At 58.7% G+C, this 18,988-nt stretch carries 17 protein-coding genes; 3 read left to right on the plus strand and 14 right to left on the minus strand.

Features of this window, described 5'->3' with window-relative positions:
• Positions 1–2 precede the first annotated feature (2 nt).
• The 14 genes from OTG14_RS07645 to OTG14_RS07710 all read right to left on the minus strand — a co-directional run bounded on the left by OTG14_RS07645 (position 3) and on the right by OTG14_RS07710 (position 15,723).
• Entirely contained in the window at positions 3–2,027 is a 2,025-nt protein-coding gene (locus OTG14_RS07645; RefSeq protein WP_267214851.1) for a protein-disulfide reductase DsbD family protein, read from the minus strand.
• A 48-nt stretch (positions 2,028–2,075) separates the two neighbouring features.
• A complete protein-coding gene (locus OTG14_RS07650; RefSeq protein WP_048992352.1) occupies positions 2,076–2,447 on the minus strand; it encodes a hypothetical protein in 372 nt (123 codons plus the stop codon).
• 87 nt (positions 2,448–2,534) lie between these two features.
• Positions 2,535–3,095, minus strand: coding sequence for an RNA polymerase sigma factor (locus OTG14_RS07655; protein ID WP_023327516.1), 561 nt, complete (start codon positions 3,093–3,095; stop codon positions 2,535–2,537).
• Between the two features lie 5 nt (positions 3,096–3,100).
• Complete coding sequence (locus OTG14_RS07660; RefSeq protein ID WP_048223304.1) at positions 3,101–3,520, minus strand: hypothetical protein; 420 nt, start codon at positions 3,518–3,520, stop codon at positions 3,101–3,103.
• A 159-nt stretch (positions 3,521–3,679) separates the two neighbouring features.
• Positions 3,680–3,964, minus strand: a complete 285-nt coding sequence (locus tag OTG14_RS07665) for a hypothetical protein (RefSeq protein ID WP_267214852.1) — start codon at positions 3,962–3,964, stop codon at positions 3,680–3,682.
• A gap of 138 nt (positions 3,965–4,102) precedes the next feature.
• Positions 4,103–4,621: a P-loop nucleotide/nucleoside kinase family protein gene (locus OTG14_RS07670; protein ID WP_061715086.1), complete on the minus strand. Its 519-nt coding sequence runs from the start codon at positions 4,619–4,621 to the stop codon at positions 4,103–4,105.
• Positions 4,622–4,739: 118 nt separating this feature from the next.
• Entirely contained in the window at positions 4,740–6,290 is a 1,551-nt protein-coding gene (locus tag OTG14_RS07675; protein ID WP_024909531.1) for a methyl-accepting chemotaxis protein, read from the minus strand.
• 98 nt (positions 6,291–6,388) lie between these two features.
• Positions 6,389–7,396, minus strand: coding sequence for a LacI family DNA-binding transcriptional regulator (locus OTG14_RS07680; protein WP_024909532.1), 1,008 nt, complete (start codon positions 7,394–7,396; stop codon positions 6,389–6,391).
• Between the two features lie 28 nt (positions 7,397–7,424).
• The gene (locus OTG14_RS07685) at positions 7,425–8,831 is read right to left on the minus strand and encodes a sucrose-6-phosphate hydrolase (RefSeq protein WP_267214853.1); all 1,407 of its coding nucleotides are present in this window, start codon (positions 8,829–8,831) and stop codon (positions 7,425–7,427) included.
• Entirely contained in the window at positions 8,831–10,201 is a 1,371-nt protein-coding gene (locus OTG14_RS07690) for a sucrose-specific PTS transporter subunit IIBC (protein ID WP_024909534.1), read from the minus strand. The genes OTG14_RS07685 and OTG14_RS07690 overlap by 1 nt, the downstream gene beginning before the upstream one ends.
• A gap of 66 nt (positions 10,202–10,267) precedes the next feature.
• Positions 10,268–11,785, minus strand: a complete 1,518-nt coding sequence (locus OTG14_RS07695) for a carbohydrate porin (RefSeq protein ID WP_024909535.1) — start codon at positions 11,783–11,785, stop codon at positions 10,268–10,270.
• 172 nt (positions 11,786–11,957) lie between these two features.
• On the minus strand, positions 11,958–12,848 hold the full coding sequence (locus tag OTG14_RS07700; RefSeq protein ID WP_061715084.1) for an aminoimidazole riboside kinase: 891 nt from the start codon (positions 12,846–12,848) through the stop codon (positions 11,958–11,960).
• An 88-nt stretch (positions 12,849–12,936) separates the two neighbouring features.
• Entirely contained in the window at positions 12,937–14,148 is a 1,212-nt protein-coding gene (locus tag OTG14_RS07705) for a diguanylate phosphodiesterase (RefSeq protein WP_148768632.1), read from the minus strand.
• A gap of 93 nt (positions 14,149–14,241) precedes the next feature.
• The gene (locus tag OTG14_RS07710; RefSeq protein WP_267214854.1) at positions 14,242–15,723 is read right to left on the minus strand and encodes an alpha/beta hydrolase; all 1,482 of its coding nucleotides are present in this window, start codon (positions 15,721–15,723) and stop codon (positions 14,242–14,244) included.
• Positions 15,724–15,988: 265 nt separating this feature from the next.
• Between OTG14_RS07710 and OTG14_RS07715 the strand changes: the two genes are divergently transcribed.
• From OTG14_RS07715 to OTG14_RS07725, 3 genes are read left to right on the plus strand one after another with little or no spacing between them, the layout of a single operon-like run.
• Positions 15,989–16,843 (plus strand): MurR/RpiR family transcriptional regulator, encoded by an 855-nt coding sequence (locus tag OTG14_RS07715; protein ID WP_267214855.1) that lies wholly within the window; start codon positions 15,989–15,991, stop codon positions 16,841–16,843.
• Between the two features lie 12 nt (positions 16,844–16,855).
• Entirely contained in the window at positions 16,856–17,431 is a 576-nt protein-coding gene (ddpX, locus tag OTG14_RS07720) for a D-alanyl-D-alanine dipeptidase (protein ID WP_267214856.1), read from the plus strand.
• A gap of 15 nt (positions 17,432–17,446) precedes the next feature.
• Positions 17,447–18,979, plus strand: coding sequence for an ABC transporter substrate-binding protein (locus tag OTG14_RS07725; RefSeq protein WP_267214857.1), 1,533 nt, complete (start codon positions 17,447–17,449; stop codon positions 18,977–18,979).
• Positions 18,980–18,988 lie beyond the last annotated feature (9 nt).

The raw sequence follows: 18,988 nt of genomic DNA on the forward strand, positions 1-18,988 counted from the left end.
CGTTAGCCTTTTGCATTGTTCAGGGTGGTGACCAGGGTGCGCTTGTCCAGCAGCGGCGAGAGGATTTCCCCTTCAGGCAGGCCGGGGCCATACACCGCGTTAAACGGAATGGCGTAACGGTTTCGCTTCACCAGAAAATCCGCGATAAATGCGGACGGCTGGCTCCAGTCTCCGCGCAGGGCCACCACGTCCGGCTGGCGCAGCGCGGCAATAACGTCCGGCTGACCGAGTACGCGGTGCTCGTTCACCTTACACGTCACGCACCAGTCCGCCGAGATATCTACAAACACCCGTTTCCCCTGCGCCAGCGCCTGCTCAATGGCCTCTTCACTGAGCGGCTGCCACGGGATGGTTTGCGCAACGTTTTGTGCCGGTGCGTCAGGCGGCGCGTTAAGTAGACCGCGCAGCTGATACCCGCCGAACGCCGACAGCGCGATGACCACCAGCCAGAACAGCGGCGAAGATTTTTGCTCCTTCAGCGCGAACAGCACCAGCGCAGCGGCAGTCAGCGCCAGCATCACGATCTGGCTGACCGCCTCGCCCAGATGCACGCTCAACAGCGTCGCCAGCCAGAGGCTTGAGACCAGCATCATCATGCCGAGGATGACCTTGAGCGTGTTCATCCAGCGGCCGGGTTTCGGCAGCAGCATGGCCGTTTTCGGTACCAGGGCAACGAACAGCCACGGCAGACTCATGCCCACGCCGAGCATCAGGAAGATCAGCCACAGGGCGTGCAGCGGCGCGCCAAGGGCAAAGGCGACCGCGGTACCGAGGAACGGCGCGGAGCACGGCGTCGCCAGCAGGGTGGCGAACATTCCTTCGCAGAAGCTGCCGCCGATCCCCGATCCCCCTGCCGTCGCCAGCCGTCCTGCGGCAGAAGAAGGGAGAAGCATTTCAAACGTCCCAAACAGGTTCAGCGCAAACAGGAAGGTCACGGCGACCATCAGGCCGATAAACCACGGGTTCTGGAACTGGATGCCCCACCCCAGCGACGCCCCGGCCAGCTTCAGCGCGGTGACCATCCCGGCCAGCAGCATAAAGGAGGTGAGGATCCCGGCGCTGGTGGCCAGAAAGCGCAGCCGGATGGCGCGGCTGTCCGATCCCGCCAGCAGGATGCTGTTAAGCTTCATGCCCATCACCGGCAGCACGCAGGGCATCAGGTTCAGGATCAGCCCGCCCAGCAGCGCAAAGAGCACCATTTTTCCCGTGCTGTCCGGTACGGAGGTCTCTTCGGGCGCGGTCCCAACGGTCATGGTGGTTTGCTGCGCCCGTTCGCCGTTGGTCAGCACAAACGACAGCCTTTTGCCTGCCAGCGAAGCGGGTTTATCGCCCCATTCGTCGGTCACGGGTACCGTCACCCGAAGCGTAGTGCCGTCGTGTTTAATGACCGGCTCGCCGGGCAGAATGTCACTCTCCAGCGGGTCAAAGTAGATCCCCGGATTGTCCCATTCCCCGTCCGTGGTGCCGGTAATCACCAGCTTGTCGCCGGAGAGCCAGGCGGAAAGATCCGACGACACGCCAGACGTGCCCGGCACGGCGCGCATCGCTTGCTCGAAGGCGCTGTGGAAGCCCTCATCCACCGGCTGGGTAAAATTGAGATGCAGCGGGTAGTCCGTCAGCAGACAGACGTTGCTGCAGGTAGAGAGCGTCAGCGTCCCGTCGAGCGTGTCGCCCTTCGCTCCGTCGAGCGTAATCGGGATCGTCACCTTATCGTGATAGCCCTGCGTGGTCATGCCGGAGATATCGAAGCGCGACGGCACCGGCCAGGACCAGCTGTCCGTTACGCCTTCCGGCCAGCTGATTTTCGGCGCGACGCCGCCCTCGCCCGGCGATCTCCAGTAGGTTTTCCAGCCGGGCTTTAGCTCAACGGTGAGCAGGCCTTTAACATGCGTTTGTTCCCTCTCCGCCTGAAAGCGGATGCGGGCGTGATCGTTTTGGGGGGAAACCAGCCAGCCGGTGTCCGCCGCATGGACAATGCCGATGCAGGACAGCCACAGGAAGACGAATCCCCTGAAGAGGTTAACCATGTTGTACTCCGTGAACAGTGAAAAATTATCGTGTGATGACGATGTTTTTCATTCACGGAAAACGCAGTTTTTAAGGTGTATTCGGGGAGGCGGCGCCTGAACGGGCTGTTCCACGGGAGCCAATGCCCGCCCTTGCGTCAACAGCTGCAGCAGCGCGAAGAAGATAATAATGGCCGGTAATGCACCGTCGAAGAACAGCGGCTGGGCGCAAAGCAGCGAGTGCGCGCCGAGCTGACACGGCGACGGGCCGGGTTGTTCAGTGCTGCTGGTTTGAGCCGGGGCATCTGCACTCAGTGAAATCTGCGGATCCAGTCCCTGTAAAAAATGGTTGAGCATCACCGCACGCTGCACGAGGCAAAGCGCCATCGCGAGACAGGTGATAATCAAAAGCCATTTTCCGAGGAGCTGACGGTTGCGCATAACATTCCAGAGTGACAAGACGCCCCGATCATAAACGATAGTGATGAATCTACAAGTGCCGGAAGTGTAAGGTTTTGTCTGTCGCCGCTATTCGCCCGTCAGCGCGTCATAGACGTCCCGCAGCCGCGTGCGCAGAAACAGCACCGCCTTGTGCTTGCGGGATAACAGCGCCTGTTCGCTGGCGCCGGTCTCCTCTGCCAGCATTTTAATGCTGTAGCCGTGGAGCTCGGTCTTTTCAAACGCCTCCCGCTGCGGCGGAGGAAGTTCAGACAGCGCCTGCCCCAGCTCTTCCCACAGCAGCGTCTTGAGGTACTCCTCCTCCGGCGTGTGCGGTACGCCGAACAGGGTTTCGGCCAGCTCGTCTTCCGGAAAACCGTCGTCATCTTCGCCCGTAAAATAGCCGGAGAGCGACACCTCGCGCTTTTTACGCGCCCGGTCGGTCATCTCGTTACGCGCCGCGCGGAACAGCCAGGCGGCGACGTTTTCGACCGGCTGCTCCACTTTCATCAGCTGATACGTCACTTCCTGCAAAATGTCGTCGGCATCATCGCGGACGGACGTCCGCCCGCGAATGAAGGCTTTCAGCCGGGCGCGGCAGGCATTGAGCGCCGACATCAGCATGGATCCGCCCGCCTCCCCGGCTTTCATCTCGCTCACTCCGCGTCCGGCGCTTTTGGCGTGGCGTCATCGCGCTTATCGTCACGATGGCCGTGCCAGCCGCAGTGGCCGCGACCATGGCGACCGAACCCTTCGCGGCGCTGCTGAATAAACGCCTCGCGCTGCTCGGGCGTCATGTTCATCCAGCGTTCGTGCATCCGGCGGTGCGCGCCAAACATCCCCGGGCGGAACCCCAGCCCACCGAACAGAATGCGGCTCAGCACCAGAATGCCCAGCGCCTGCCAGAATCCGATGGCCTTAACGCCGAGGATGGCCGGGAGCAAGGCGTTCCACAGGGTCATCACCAGCAGGCCGAGCACGATGAAAATCACCGCGCCGATGACTAACCCCTTGCCCATACGGTGGCGACCAAATCCGCGTCCGTGACCTCTGCCGTGCAGTTCAAAATCTCTCATGGTGTTTACCTCGTTTACAGTAACTGATTATGGCTTGTGATGAGGTAGACGGATGAGGAAGGGAAATATTGCTGGGATGAATATAAATTTTTTTGTGCTGCCGAATTTGCACTCATAGCGGTAACGGCTGGCGGATGCTATGCGTCGCTTGCAGGCAAATCACTGCTTATGAAGAATTCGCTTAACCAATGCGATAGCAATGACGGCCAGTATGATTGAAAACAATGCCAGGAAGATGAGCAAGGATAATAGTGGATTTAACAAGCCACCTAAACTAGTGAAGTCGCTGATACGGCCGAGTTGCTCGGACGTGCATACACGCAGAATGATCTCAGGGATAATAAGCAAAAATATAATTACGGTCAGGACATAAATCAGAGCACTCTTGCGCTTTCCCATTTTCGATGTTGCCCCTAAGTTCATGTTGAGAATTAATTCTTCCAATGCGCGGTTCCGGTTTCTGATTACGCTGCGGTTTACGTTGCCGGTAAAAAACGAAGCTTTTTATTTCCTGAAGCCAATTATGCTGAATTCAGGCGAATCCTCAAAGCAGTTAAGCCATTGCAGGCGCTTGTCCATCGTTTAAGACCAGTTAAGCGCAATCTTATGCCTTATTTCCAGGATTTTATCTGCACACTCTGCCGCTGATAAAACGGCTGTGTCCAATATGAGATGTTCTCTCCCCCAGGGTTCGTACTCACGGTTTTTTACCTGTTCCCAGTCAGGAGGCATGAGCCCTGGGATATCAGAGACTCTGTTCTCTACGCGATAACGATGTTCTTTTTCGTCTGAGCAGACAATTTCAACTTCCAGGAAAGGGACATTCAACGACAGAGCAATATTGCGGAAAGCATCTCGCACAAGGTTAATATCATTAACGGAATCGGTCACAACGGTGGAGCCCAGCTTAAGATTCTCACTTGCTAAACCATAGATGGCAAAATATCCCTCCGGTCCAATTTTTTGACCAGGTTCCGAGACCGACCGAATGGCCTGCTCAACGGTATCAACCCGCAGATAAACAGCCCCCAGCCTTTGAGTAACGATTTTTGCAATAGTGCTTTTACCACTGCCGGGTAGCCCACTAAAAATAATTAACATAATTTTCCCTGGCGATAATTACTAGTAGATTCGTGCTGCCTGTAGAGACGTCCTGAATTATACAGAAAGGGTTACACCAGATACAAAAAAGGCTCCCCCAGGAGCCTCCTTCATACCATCAAGCCTGCACCGGCAAACTAAAACTCGAAATACTCCGTGAAAGCTGCTGCGCCTGCTCTTCCAGCGAGGCCGCTGCCGCGGCGGACTGCTGCACCAGCGCGGCGTTCTGCTGCGTCACGCCGTCCATCTCGGTCACCGCCTGCCCAACCTGGCTGATCCCGCGGCTTTGCTCTTCGGAGGCGACGGAGATCTGCTCCATCAGCGTATTCACTTTATTCACCGATGAAATGATCGAGTCAATCACCTCGCCCGAGCGGCTCACCAGCTCCGCACCGTTTTTCACGCTGGAGACCGACTGGGCAATCAGGCTTTCGATGTCCTTGGCCGCCACCGCGCTTTTCTGCGCCAGGGTGCGGACTTCACTGGCCACGACCGCAAAGCCGCGGCCCTGCGTGCCGGCGCGCGCCGCTTCAACCGCCGCGTTCAGCGCCAGGATGTTGGTCTGGAAGGCGATGCTGTTAATCACGCTGGTAATGTCTTCAATGCGCTTCGAGTTCGCCGCGATGGTATTCATTGTGTCGATCACTTCACGGGTCACCGCTTCACCGGTGTGGGCATTTTTCACAGCGTCCTGCACCAGCTTACCGGCCTGATACACGTTATCGGTATTGTTCGCCACCGTCGCGCTCAGCTCTTCCATGCTGGCCGCCGTCTGGGTTAACGCCGAAGCCTGCTGCTCGGTGCGTGACGCCAGGTCGATATTACCGGAGGCAATCTCCTGGGCTGCGTGCGTTACGGTATGGCTCGCATCGCGCACCTGGGCGATGGTCGCCAGCAGCGCCTGACGCATCTGCTCCATCGAGCCCATCAGGTGGTCGATTTCGTTGCCTGTACTCCCCTTCACCGGCACCGGAATGTCCAGCTTGCCTGCCGCAATCTGGCTGCAGTGCTCGCGCGCCAGGTTGACCGGCGCAAAGACAAAGCGCTTCATCAGCAGGCTGACGGCGACAATCACCACCACAAACAGGCTGGCGATAGCGGCAATGATCGCCAGGCCAGAGACGAAGTTACTGCTCGCATCTTCGTTCAGGCTTTTGGCGTATTTCTGGTGGACGGAAAGGACCTGGTCGAGAACGATCTCGTACTGGCGGTCGAGGCGGGAGACTTCCGGGATCAGCGCGTTAAATTTGGCGACATCGTGCGCCTCGGCGGCATCGATCAGCGGCGCCAGCCCCTGGTTGCGGTAGTTTTGCCAGGCGTCCTGATAGGCAGTGACCAGCGGCGCTTCATCGCTCAGGCGCGGCGACGCCATAAAGGCCGCAAAGGCGTGGTCCGCTTTGGTCAGCGCCTCTTTCACGGCGGTAAGCTTTGCAGCGCCGTCCGCCGCGTTGCCCGCTTCCACCATCTTCACATACTCCATCACCCGCACGCGCAGCGTACGGCTATGGTTGATCGGGTCAATAATGGACAGCACAACCTGGATCTCTTTGTTGACGTTATCCAGCGAATTATTACTTTTAATGATGAGGCCAACGCTGGTGACGGTGCTGACAACAAAGAAGAAAAGCAGCGAGAACAGGACAATCAGGGACGACTTTTTCAACGACATAAACCAATACCTCAAGGAGAATTATTCCTTATGGTTATCGGCGCTTCCAAAACTTAAATTAATTAAAGTTATTGATGTATCGGTCCGGGCTATATTGCTCACTTATAGCGCCGCTGCAGGGTGGCAGACAGCTTGCGTTGCAACGGTTCCGGGGTCTCCCCCTCGATCAATTTGCTAATCAAATCAAAGCAGTGCCACGCCAGCTGGCGATTATCCTGGCGGATGGTATCCACCGGGATCGTCAGCGAATCGTAGAGATAGTGATCGTCAAAACTGGCTAACCTGATATCGCTCTGCAGCAGGTTATGCTGGCCCATATAGCGCAGCACCCCTTCCAGCAGCCCGCAGGCGGCGGCGAAGAGCGCTTTCGGCGGACGCCCCAGGCGTGCGCAGAGTTCAGCAAACATCTCGTACCCGGAGCTCGGGTGATAGTTGCCGTGAATGATCCACTCGGGGCGCAGCGCCACACCGGCATCACGCAGCCCTTGCTTAAACCCTTCCAGACGGTCGCGTGTGGGCGACAGGCGGGGCTGGCCGCCGAGAAAGTAGAACTCATCAGGATGCTGGCGCGCAATGTCGGCCACCAGTTCGGTCGTCGGGGTAATGGAATCGGTGATCACCAGCGGCAGCGCGCTGTCGTTGATGTGGCGGTCAAACAGAACCACCGGCAGCTGCTCGCTCAGCTTATGGTAGTCCGCGTCGTTGAGCATGCTGGAGGCCACAATCAGCCCGTCCACCTGGCGCGCCACCATGTTGTTCACCACCACCGTCTCCTGCCCCGGGTTTTCATCGCTGCAGGAGATCAGCAGCTGAACGCCCGCCTCGCGGCACAGCGTTTCCAGCTCATGAGAAAAAACGGCAAAACCGTAGTTGGTGATCTCCGGGACCACCAGACCAATGGTGTGGCTGCGGTTATCCCGCAGCGACCGGGCGTGAATGCTGGGCTGATAGTGGTGCTCTTTTGCAATCGCCAGCACGCGCTCGCGCGTCTCTTCCGCCACGCGTAGCTCTTTGCTGCGCCCGTTCAGGACCAGGCTGGCGGTGGCTTTTGACACACCCGCCAGCTCCGCGATGTCTTTAATGGTGACGCGTTTTGTTTTTCTCACAACGACTTAGATCCGGCTGCCAAAACCCTCATTCTATCATGCAGGCGCGCAGCGACCAGTAGCGTAATGTGATATCGGACGCACCTTCGAATCGCATCCGGGCCGGATGGTCAGGAAAATAGCGGCTGCTCATCACCCCTTCACCGTGATTGATGAAAATTTCAACGCTGGAACGGTCGCACAGAACGCGCAAATGACGGACGTCGCCCTGCCAGTAGCGGGTCAGCGTTTCACCGGTTTTCAGGCTCGCGCGTTCCAGGCGTATACCCTGCTCATCGAGCGTGAGACGCAGCGCACCGCCAAAATCGACATTCACATGCGATGCGCCCAGCTCAAACTCCAGGCGCGTCGCGTCCAGGTCCGGCGCGTCGCTGGCGTGCCCCTGCCAGCGCTGCTCATCTTCACGCAGCGCCGTCAGCTCGCGCGCCGGGGTCTGCCAGAGCCTGCCGTCGCGATAGCGTAATTCGCGCGGGCAGGTCATCTGGTGCATCCAGCCGTGCGCCCGGGTTGGCTGAAGCATCTCTTCCCCGTCCGGTACGCCCATCCAGCCGATCAGAATGCGGCGTCCATCTTCCGCCAGCGCAGTTTGCGGCGCGTAAAACTCAAACCCCGCGTCCAGCTCGTGCAGCTCGCCGTGATCGAATGCGGCGCTGGCGTAATCAAACTCCCCGCTCATCCAGGTGGCCGGATAGGTATTGAGGTAGCGATGCGGCTCGCGCGCCAGCCCTTGCGGGCAGCAGATCAGGACGTGCGTCCCGTCGAGAGCGAACAGGTCCGGACACTCCCACATATAACCCGCGTCCGTCAGGCCGTTAACCCCGTGACCAGCGATCTCCCCGCAGGACGTCCAGGCGTGCAGATCGGCAGATTTAAACAGCAGCACCTTGCCGCGCTTCTGCACATCCTGCGCGCCGAGCACCATGTACCACTCCCCGTCGTGCTGCCACACCTTCGGGTCGCGCACGTGGCCGGTGTAGCCTTCCGGCAGCGCCAGCACCGGCCCCAGCTTCGTAAAGGTTCCGTCCGGCTGTTCCACTGCCAGGCACTGCCAGGCCGTGCGGCTGCCGTCATCGAACTTAACGTTTCCGGTGTAGCACAGGGTCAGAACACCCTGGTTATCCACGGCGCTACCGGAGTAGCAGCCGTTGCGGTCATACGCTTCGTCAGGCATCAGCGCCAGCGGCTCATGCCGCCAGTGCACCAGGTCCGCAGAGCTCCAGTGCCCCCAGCACTTAAAGCGATGCTCGCAGTCCAGCGGGTTCCACTGATAGAACAGATGGTAGCGGCCGGCAAACCAGATAAACCCGTTCGGGTCGTTCATCAGCCCCGTCACCGGCGCGGGGTGCCACTGCGGATAGTGGCTATCCGCCAGCGCCCGTGGCTGACCTTTCATAACGGCCTGCAGGATCGCAGGCCAGCGGGAAGGCAACGTCATTATTCAGAGTCCGTTTTATATTTCAGCAGCAGTGAGACGGTAAACGCCACGCCGAAGGCAATCACCATGCCGATAATATAGTTGAGCAGCGAGCTGGCCTGCACGATGGCCATGCCCGGAATGGCGGTCAACCCAACGGCGGTCATGTAGACATGAACCGAGACCACCCAGGCCCCGCCCACCGCGCCGCCAATCAATGCGGCGATAAACGGCTTAACGAAGCGCAGGTTGATACCAAAAATGGCCGCTTCGGTGATGCCCAGCATCGCAGAAAACGCCGACGGTAAGGTAATGGCTTTGATTTTGGCATCTTTGGTTTTGAACCACACAGCCAGACAGGCGCCACCCTGCGCCACGTTCGCCATGGCCCAGATAGGCAGCAGGAAGTTAACGCCAATCGACGGGTTACCCAGCAGCCCGGCTTCAATCGCGTGGAAGCTGTGGTGAATACCGGTGATCACAATCACCGAGTAAAGTCCGCCGAACAGCAGCCCGGCCAGCCAGCCAGCGTGGGCGATCAGCGTGCTCAGAACGAAGGAGATACCATCCCCTAAGGCGCGCCCCGCCGGACCGATAATCAGCAAGGCGATAAATCCGGAGATAACGACGGTGAGGAACGGCGTCAGGATCAGGTCTAACGCATCCGGGATCGCGCGGCGCAGGTTTTTCTCCACGATGCTCATAAACCAGACGGCCAGCAGCACCGGGAATACCGTACCCTGATAGCCAATCATCGCGATCTCAAGGCCGAAGAAGTTCATGGTGTGGAAGCCAGAGGCCACGCCCCAGGCGTTGGTCAGCGCCGGGTGGGTCAGAATCCCGCCCAGCGTCGCGCCGAGGTACGGGTTACCCCCAAATTCGCGCGCGGCGGTAAAGCCAATCAGAATAGGCAGAATGATAAACGCCGCCGAGCTGCACATGTCCAGCATGATGTAGATGGCGTTATCCGCATTGACCCAGCCGTAGGTTTTCACCATGCCGAGCAGGCCCATCAGCAGACCGGACGCCACAATGGCGGGGATAATCGGCACAAAGATGTTGGAGAGCAGACGGGCAATGCGCTGGAACGGGTTGAGCTTGCGCGCCGCCAGGTCCGCGGCTTCCGATTTGCTGGATTCGCTGATCCCCGCCGCCTGAATAAACGCGGCGTACACCTTGTTAACCACGCCCGTGCCAAAAATCACCTGCATCTGCCCGGCGTTACGGAAGCAGCCTTTCACGCCGTCGACCTTGCCGATAGCCTGCTGATCCGCCAGCGCGTCATCAACCAGCACCAGACGAAGACGCGTTGCGCAGTGCGCCGCGCTGGCGATATTTTCCTTGCCACCGAGCAGTGGAATAAGCTCGCGGGCGATTTGATTAAAATCCATAGATACCTCTGCCTGACTTCTTTTTATGATGTGCGAAACGCTCCCGCCAGGCGGGAGCGTGATGGGTTAAAACCAGGTTTCCATCTGGACCCCAAAGTTCCATTCCCCGCCGGCGTTGAAGCCGCTGCTGCCAAAGGCATCATCGCTGGCGTAATGATCCAGTTTGCTGCTCCAGTCCATCCAGGTGGCAAACAGGCGCAGCTCCGGACGGCTGAAGAAATCGCCGATTTTGCTCGCTTTTAACGTTGGCGCAAAGGTCAGCTTGTAGAAACTGCCGTTCACGGCGTTGCGGTCCTTATAACCTTCCGGATTTAAATCCATGTACTGATAGCTTCCCTCAAACGCCAGCGCGAAGTTCTGCGTCACCTCTTTAATCAGGCGAGTGTTGAGCGTTACCCACTCATAGCTATCGCCCTTGACGTAGCGATCTTTACTGCTCTGTGCCAGTACGGCTGGCGCAACGCTCCAGCCACCGCCGATCGGCGTGACACCGTAACTTGCGAAGCGCCAGGTATCCGCCTCAGACAGCAGCGCGCCGTCGGAGCCGATGCTTTTCACCTCCGCACCCAGCCCGTGACCATAAAGCAGCGCCGTTTTGGCGGTCCCTTCGCGCAGGCCGTAGAAGCTGTCATTATGCAAGCCCACCAGCGCATGAACGCCGGTATTGGCGGCATCCGTTTTGATGAGATCGCCATTGGTATCTTTACGGTCGTCGTTATCTTTCGCCCGCAGGCCGCTCACCATCAGCTGGAACGGGCCGGCGAAGTGGTTCATGCTGAGGATATAGTTCTGAACGTTGTTGTCGGTCTGCTCCACGCTGCCGAAGTTGCGGCCATAAATGGAGAAGTTGCTGCGCAGCGAATCGTTCCACTTCACGTCATAGACGCCGCCGCCGGTACCGGCGAGGAACACCACGTCGGAATCCAGCCAGTGAATGTCAAAGTTGTCGCGGTCAAAGCGTTTACCCGCCCAGAAGGTGCTGCCCTTCAGCGCGCCGGTAAAATCAGGCAGGTTGCCCAGCTCCGCGAAAGCCTGGCGAATATTGAGATCGCTGGTATCGGCTGACCAGTCGTTATAGGTTCTCTGACCGTCGGCCAGCATCGCTTTAAAGCGCGTGGTCGCCCCGTTGTCCAGGGTTTGCTTGTGCTCCAGATTCAGCTCCACGTAGGTATCGGCTTCGTTACCCAGACGCCCTACCGCACCGCCGGTTTCACCGGCCGGGGTCAGATAAGGACCGCTTTTGCTGCTGGAGGCCGCATCGTTCATCAGCAGGCCAGAACGGGCATAGCCGTGGAACTCAAACCCACCGGTCTGATCCGCCTTCTTCTCCAGCGCGGTGGTGCGCTGCGCCACCTCCTGGGTTGTCGTTTGCGCCTGCTGCTGGGCGGCAACCAGCTGCTGCGTTTTTTGTTCTGCATCGGTGGCGCGCTTCTCAGCCACCTGCGCACGCGTTTCCGCCGCCTGGAGGCGTTGCTCCATTGCGGCAAGACGCGCTTCGATACTTGTCATATCCGTTTGGGCAAAAACAGAGGTACTTCCGGCCAGCATGCCTATCATCACGGCAAGTCTGCGTTTTTTATACATTTTGTCGCATCCCTAAAAGAAGTCATTAAACGTGCTAAATTGCTAAACCGGTTTAGGTTGCTGATACTAAACCTCTGGATTTTGGATCGGCAATCTTTTTTGCTAAACCGATTTAGTAAGTGTGATCGAGGCGACAATTCAGGCCGCCGGATGGCGGCCAAGAGAGGAGAAATTACAGGTCGTGCTGCCAGGGCAACGCGGTCATCGCCCCTTTGGCCGTGGTGGCCAGCGCGCCGCAGCGCTGGGCGAGCGCGATAACCGGAGGCAGTGCCTGACCGTCAGCCAGACCGTAGAGCAGCCCCGCGACGAAGGCGTCGCCCGCGCCGGTTGTATCGACACACTGAACGGGGGTGGCCGGATAATGTTTCACAGTGCCCTCATGCCAGGCAATCACCCCCTCTTTACCCTGGGTGACCAGCACCAGACGCGCCGGGCAGCGCGCCATCAGCGTGTCCAGACCGACGTTTACCTGCACATCTCCGGTTAAAAACGCCAGCTCTTCGACAGAGAGTTTCACCACGTCTGCACTCTGCAGGGCCTGCTCCAGGCAGCGACGCAGTTCGTTCTCATCCTGCCAGAGGTCCGGGCGAATATTGGGGTCGAAACTGACGTAACCGCCCGCCTCCCGGATGGCGGCCATCGCCTGAAAGGTCGCAGAACGGCTCGGCTCGGCGCTTAAGGCGATGGAGCAGACGTGCAGCCACTCCCCGGCGCTGAACGTCGGCAGATCGGCAGATTCCAGAAACAGATCGGCGCTCGGGCGCACCATAAAGGTAAACGAGCGTTCGCCGTGGTCATCCAGATCGACCACCACCGTTGAGGTGCGGTGCGCCGGGTCAAGGCGCATATACTTCACGTCGACCCGCTCGTCGGCTAATGTCTTAGACATAAAACGCCCAAAAGGATCGTCGCCAACCCTGCCGATAAAGGCGCTCTGGCCGCCCAGCCGGGCAATGCCGACCGCGACGTTTGCCGGTGCGCCGCCGGGACACTGCAGTAATCTGCCTTCTCCATCGGGCAGCAAATCCACTACCGCATCGCCAAGTACCCAGATTTTTTTCATGTAACCCTCTCAGCTAAACTATGTTAAACCGTTTTAGCTATTTAAGCACAGGCTGGGCAAAGGGGAAATAACGGGAGGGAAAATTGACTTAACGCACCAGATGCGGCCAGTGGATATCGCCGACGCCATTAATCTGCGGACGGGCAAACAGAAAGCCCTGGAAACGGCGGATCCCGGCAGATTCGAGCCAGCACCACTCCTCTATTTTCTCGATGCCTTCGGCTACCAGGGTAATTTCAAGATCGGAGCAGCAGCTGACGATGGAGCGCACGATCGCCTGCTTCGGGCCGCTGAGGTGAATGTTGCTGACAATTTCCCGGTCGATTTTAATTTTATCAGGCTGGAACCGGGTCAGAAGCGAAAGTCCGGCATAGCCCGAGCCAAAATCATCGATCGCCAGGCCAATCCCCTCACCGCGAAGCTGCTTGATGGCACTATTAAACTGGTTGAACCCGGAGATCATCTCGTTTTCCGTGACTTCAATGACCACCTGCTCCGGCTGAAGCCCATGTTGTTTAATCTGATCGACCAGAAATTCCACTGCGCCGGGGACATTCACCAGCGACATGGGCAGCAGGTTTACCGCTATTTTATGGCTGCCAATGCCCAGCTTTTCCGCCAGCGCAAAGGCATACGCTTTCGTCTGGAGATCAACTTCGTAGACGTTGTCCGGGTCGACAGTGCTGAAGAAATGCTCCGGACTGCCGCCGTCGTTACCGCGGATAAGGGCCTCAAGGGAGCTGATCTTCCCTTCCGAGGGCTCGACAATAGGCTGCAGCGCAAACTGGCAGGTTTGTCCGGTAAACAGGCCCAGATGTTCGCCAAAGGGTAACGCCTCGGGTGAAAGCGTCCATTTTTCAGGGGTGTAGCGCGCGCCCGATGGGGCCGGACGTTTGCCCATGATAAACGTCTGAATAAATTTGAACACCCGATCGTCAGAGGTGAGATAGCTGTCCAGCTTGCTGTAATGCAGGACCGACTGCAGCACCTCTTTCGGTGACTGCGTCTGCAGATCGAACAGCAGCATCCCGACGTTTTCGAATCGTCTGCGCGGGCCATAATCCCGCATCAGTTCAACCACCCCGCTGTGCCGCTTGTCCTCACGGATGGTGTGGAACAGTTTGACCACACTCTCTTCCGACCCTTCGAGGATTTGCAGAACGTCATTCCCTTTTGCCAGGAGGACGCCGGTGATATCCAGTTTTGTGTTGCGGCCCCTGGCGCGATCCACCAGCTCCCGCAGTTCGGTGGACGGGCGGGATAAATTCAACTGGCTTCGGTAGATCAGAGTAGTCAGCACAAAAGTGGGTTCCGATGAGAGAGAGGTGCCTTGAAGCTATTATTTAACATACTTAATCAATGCGACCTAACATATTCACGCCACAGGGGAACGTTACTTTTTCGCGTCCCCGATCCGGCTGTTAATCCTCTCCTGCATGTAGTCGTAAAACGGGTTCGAGGTGACCCGCATCAGCGCCTCCTTTCCAACGCTCAATACAGACGTTTCGCCCCAGAGCGCAATCGTCCCCAGGCTGATGCCATAGCGGTTTTTCACCCCAGGCTCGCAACCATAGAGATCGTCATCCGGCGGGAACGGCACGGCAACGTGCGACAGGGAATAGACATCCTGCGGCCAGGCCTGCGTAAGCGGCACGACCGTCTCGCGGGTGCTGCCTGCCGGAGTTGTTTTCGCTACCGCCGAGAAACTGTGCTCGTCCGCATTGGTGATAACCGTGACACCGTAACGTCTCTGCGCAACCGGCAGCAGCGCCGTGGTGGCCGTCCATGATGACGGTTTAAAGAGCGGACGGAAGCTCGCCGCCTGGTTGATATCGAACATCACCAGCTCGCTGCCGTTTGCCGGAAGCTGGTCAAACAGGCCGCTGACCACCGCGCGAGTGCTGACCGTAGAATCCATCACCGACTGGAACGCCAGAACCGGCGGGAGCTGCGCCAGCCGTTGCTCCCGCGCCGCGCGGCCAATTTGCTCCTGCAGGGCCTTCGTCAGCAGCCACGACTGGCGGGCGGCGTTCACCGGGAAAGAGTTGTATTTATACGGATTATATTCCGGGGAGATATTCAGCCAGGCCGCTTTGGCAAACGGCGGCAGCAGCGCCGGTAGCCCGGCAAAACCGGCGAACCGCGCAAAGGCCGTCACGCCAATCATCGGTGAGAGCAGGATCACCTGCTGCGGTTTACGCAGCGCTGGCGCGTCCAGCGCATCGAGGGCATATTTCATCGCCAGCGCCCCGCCGTTGGAGTAGCCCACCAGATGCAGAGGCACAGCATCACCCGCCAGGCGCGTGGCTTCCCGTACGGCAAGGCGCGTGGCCGCCAGCCACATTTCCCAGTCAACATCCGTCAGCGCGCCGGGCGCGGTGCCGTGTCCGGGAAGACGCGGGACCACGGCCACAAAGCCGTGCTGCTGATAGTTCACGGCAAGGCGCCTGACGCTGTATGGCGAATCCGTCAACCCGTGCAGCAGCACCACCGCGCCGAGGGGCTTGCCGGCTGGCATCAGCACAAAGGAGCGGTTGGCATCGGGGGCAAACTGACCGGGCCACACCAGGCTATGACGGTAATAGCGGTTTAACGGGGTTTGTTCCTCGCCCGCTGTTTTCGCCGTCACCGCGTTATCCAGATCGGTGAAAATCGCCTTTTCCCGCGCGAGGTACCCGGCAAAGTCGGCGTTATCCAGCTCGCGCACGGACATCTCATCGGCCCGCCAGGTATGCCAGAGATGCAGTTCCGGCCCCTGCTGCGAGAGATACACCCGCACCGCCAGCAGAACGACCAGAACGATCCCCACGACCATTCCTGTTTTCTTTGCAAGCGCGATCAGGCGCACGCTGACTCGCCAGGGCAAATTCGCCATGAGGGATCCCTTTTATGTTCTCAGTGCTTCTATCTTATCAAAAATGTGAACAGGCTGACGTATTCACCAAATTCATACCTGTCCGGTCAGCCAGTGCACCAAAAGTGAACTACGCTGCACAAATGTTGATCATTGGTTAACCAAATATTGCATGAAGTTTACTGCGCAGCGGGTTTTCGCCCTCCTGTGAACATGGCACGCGTCATGCATTGTTAACCAGGTAACACAATTTCGGCCATTGACAGCCTGTTAACAGCGAGGCGGTATGACGACGAAACCTGAGATGTTGAGCCGTATCGAAGCGACCTTCAGCCAGCTGACACCCAGCGAAAAGCGGGTCGGGAGCTGGCTGCTGGCGCACGCCGCGCAAATCCCGTTTGAAACGGCGGAGAGCGTCGGGCTGGCAAGCGGGACCAGCGGAATTACCGTCGGTCGCTTACTGCGCAAGCTGGGGTATCGCAACCTGGAGGATGCCAAAAAGAGCCTGCGCGATCCTTACCAGCCCTGGGGCATGAACGAGCGCCTCGACTCCTGGCAGCAGCAGCGCCCCCTGCCCAACCGCCTTCAGCACGCCCTGTCGCTGGAAGTGGACGCCATTACGCAGGTGTATCAGCTGGCGCAAACGGACGCTTTTCGTCAGGTGGTGCACCATCTGGCCCACGCGGACGCGGTCTTTGTGCTGGGGATCCAGTCCACGCGCGGGATCGCCAACGCCTTCTTCAGTCACCTTGAATACCTCCGCCCGCGGGTGAGTTACTCCGAAGGGGCATCCGGCAGCTGGGTGGAATCCCTGAACTCGGGGTTTGCGCACCCTTATGTCGTGCTGACCGATACGCGTACCTACTCCACGATGGCCCGACAGTACTGCCGCGTCGCGAGCGAGAAAGGCATTCCGCTGGCCTTAATCACCGATATCTGGTGCCCGTGGGCGCGGGATTATCCGATTGATTTACTGCAGGTGAAAACCGATACCGGTCATTTCTGGGATTCACTTGCCCCCGTGAGCTGTCTGTTCAACCTGCTGCTGTCGGGCGTGGTGGAAGCGCTGGGTGAGGCGCTCCCGGCGCGTCTGGCGGTAAACCGACAATTACAACAAGAGTTTGGTCAATTCGAACGCTAAAGGAGCGGAGCTATGCCCGAAGAGAGTGAACTGATTGATGTGGCGAAGACGTTTCCCACGCTGCATATCGATCTGAAGTACGCCACCGCCGACAACATCACCGGCCGCCCGATCTATCAGGAGGCGCTGTGCCTGCTGCATACCGACGCGGCCACCGCCCTGGCAAAAGCCATCAGCATTGCCTCTCTGGCCGGTCTGAAGCTGGTGGTCTACGACGCCTATCGGCCGCAGCAGGCGCAGGCTCAGCTGTGGGATGCCTGTCCGAACCCGGAATACGTGGTCGACGTGGCGATTGGCTCCAATCACAGCCGCGGCACGGCCATCGACGTTACCCTGATGGATGAACATAACGCCGAGCTGGATATGGGGGCCGGTTTTGACGAAATGCATGACCGATCGCATCCGTATCACCCCTCCGTGCCGCCGCACGCCCAGCGCAACCGTCTGCTGTTGAACGCCATCATGTTTGGCGGCGGTTTTGTGGGTATCAGCAGCGAATGGTGGCACTTTGAACTGCCGAATGCCGCCAGCTACCCGCTGCTTGACGACCGTTTTGCCTGTTTTCCACTGACGCACACCCCTCTTTAAACCTGGAGCACTGCCATGAAAACATCGCTTATCTCGACGCTGATCGCCGCCACGCTGGCCCTGAGTGCCCCGCTGGCGCTGGCTGCCGTCCCGAAAGACATGCTGGCGATCGGTAAAGCCGCTGACCCACAAACGCTCGATCCGGCCATCACCATTGATAACAACGACTGGACCGTCACCTATCCGTCCTACCAGCGTCTGGTCAAGTACAAGCCAGGCTCTACCGAGGTGGAAGGCGATCTGTCGACGGGCTGGAAGGCGTCCGACGACCAGAAAGAGTGGACCTTTACCCTGGCGGATAACGCCAAATTCTCCGACGGCACGCCGGTCACCGCCGAGGCGGTCAAACTCTCCTTTGAGCGCCTGCTGAAGCTCAGCCAGGGGCCATCCGAAGCCTTCCCGAAAGATCTGAAAATTGATGCCGTTGATGAGCATACGGTGAAGTTCACCCTCAGCCAGCCGTTCGCGCCTTTCCTCTACACCCTGGCGAACGACGGCGCCTCCATCATTAACCCGACGGTGCTGAAGGCCAATGCCGCGGACGATGCGCGCGGCTATCTGGCGCAAAACACCGCCGGCTCCGGACCGTTTATGCTGAAGAGCTGGCAGAAAGGCCAGCAGCTGGTGCTGGTGCCAAACCCCCACTGGCAGGGTGAGAAGCCACACTTCAAGCGCGTCTCGGTAAAAATTATCGGTGAGAGCGCATCGCGTCGTCTGCAGCTTTCCCGCGGTGACCTGGACATTGCCGACTCCCTGCCGGTCGATCAGCTGTCGGCCCTGAAGCAGGAAGGGAAAGTCGCCGTCGCCGAATACCCGTCCCTGCGCGTGACTTACCTCTATCTCAACAACAGCAAACCGCCGCTCAATCAGGTCGATTTACGCCGCGCGGTCTCCTGGGCGACGGACTATCAGGGGATGGTGAAAGGCATTCTGAGCGGCAACGGCAAGCAGATGCGCGGCCCGATCCCGGAAGGCATGTGGGGCTTTGACGCCACGGCAATGCAGTACAGCTTTGACGAGGCCAAAGCCAAAGCGGCGCTGGAGAAGGTCAAAGATAAGCCCGCCAGCCTGACCTTCCTCTACTCAGACAACGATCCGAACTGGGAGCCTATCGCCCTCTCGACACAGGCCAGCCTTGGCAAGATCGGCATTAACGTCAAGCTGGAAAAACTGGCCAACGCCACCATGCGCGACCGCGTCGGCAAAGGCGATTACGACATTGCCATCGGCAACTGGAGCCCGGACTTTGCCGACCCGTACATGTTCATGAACTACTGGTTCGAATCGGACAAAAAAGGGCTGCCGGGCAACCGTTCGTTCTATGAGAACAAAGAGGTCGACTCCCTGCTGCAGGCGGCGCTGAAAACCACCGACCAGGCGGAACGCACCAAAGATTATCAGCAGGCGCAAAAGGTGGTCATCGACGAGGCGGCCTACGTTTATCTGTTCCAGAAGAATTACCAGCTGGCGATGAACAAAGAGGTCAAAGGCTTCACCTTTAATCCGATGCTCGAGCAGGTGTTCAACATCGCCACCATGAGTAAATAACGGTTCTCG

The organism is Enterobacter pseudoroggenkampii, from assembly GCF_026420145.1.
GTDB lineage: Bacteria > Pseudomonadota > Gammaproteobacteria > Enterobacterales > Enterobacteriaceae > Enterobacter > Enterobacter pseudoroggenkampii.

Coding starts and splice junctions, on each gene's coding strand:
- OTG14_RS07670 (WP_061715086.1), bottom strand. CDS start 4,621: ATGTTAATTATTTTTAGTGGGCTACCCGGCAGTGGTAAAAGCACTATT.
- OTG14_RS07695 (WP_024909535.1), bottom strand. CDS start 11,785: ATGTATAAAAAACGCAGACTTGCCGTGATGATAGGCATGCTGGCCGGA.
- OTG14_RS07715 (WP_267214855.1), top strand. CDS start 15,989: ATGACGACGAAACCTGAGATGTTGAGCCGTATCGAAGCGACCTTCAGC.
- OTG14_RS07650 (WP_048992352.1), bottom strand. CDS start 2,447: ATGCGCAACCGTCAGCTCCTCGGAAAATGGCTTTTGATTATCACCTGT.
- OTG14_RS07700 (WP_061715084.1), bottom strand. CDS start 12,848: ATGAAAAAAATCTGGGTACTTGGCGATGCGGTAGTGGATTTGCTGCCC.
- OTG14_RS07675 (WP_024909531.1), bottom strand. CDS start 6,290: ATGTCGTTGAAAAAGTCGTCCCTGATTGTCCTGTTCTCGCTGCTTTTC.
- OTG14_RS07710 (WP_267214854.1), bottom strand. CDS start 15,723: ATGGCGAATTTGCCCTGGCGAGTCAGCGTGCGCCTGATCGCGCTTGCA.
- OTG14_RS07645 (WP_267214851.1), bottom strand. CDS start 2,027: ATGGTTAACCTCTTCAGGGGATTCGTCTTCCTGTGGCTGTCCTGCATC.
- ddpX (WP_267214856.1), top strand. CDS start 16,856: ATGCCCGAAGAGAGTGAACTGATTGATGTGGCGAAGACGTTTCCCACG.
- OTG14_RS07690 (WP_024909534.1), bottom strand. CDS start 10,201: ATGGATTTTAATCAAATCGCCCGCGAGCTTATTCCACTGCTCGGTGGC.
- OTG14_RS07685 (WP_267214853.1), bottom strand. CDS start 8,831: ATGACGTTGCCTTCCCGCTGGCCTGCGATCCTGCAGGCCGTTATGAAA.
- OTG14_RS07725 (WP_267214857.1), top strand. CDS start 17,447: ATGAAAACATCGCTTATCTCGACGCTGATCGCCGCCACGCTGGCCCTG.
- OTG14_RS07660 (WP_048223304.1), bottom strand. CDS start 3,520: ATGAGAGATTTTGAACTGCACGGCAGAGGTCACGGACGCGGATTTGGT.
- OTG14_RS07655 (WP_023327516.1), bottom strand. CDS start 3,095: ATGAAAGCCGGGGAGGCGGGCGGATCCATGCTGATGTCGGCGCTCAAT.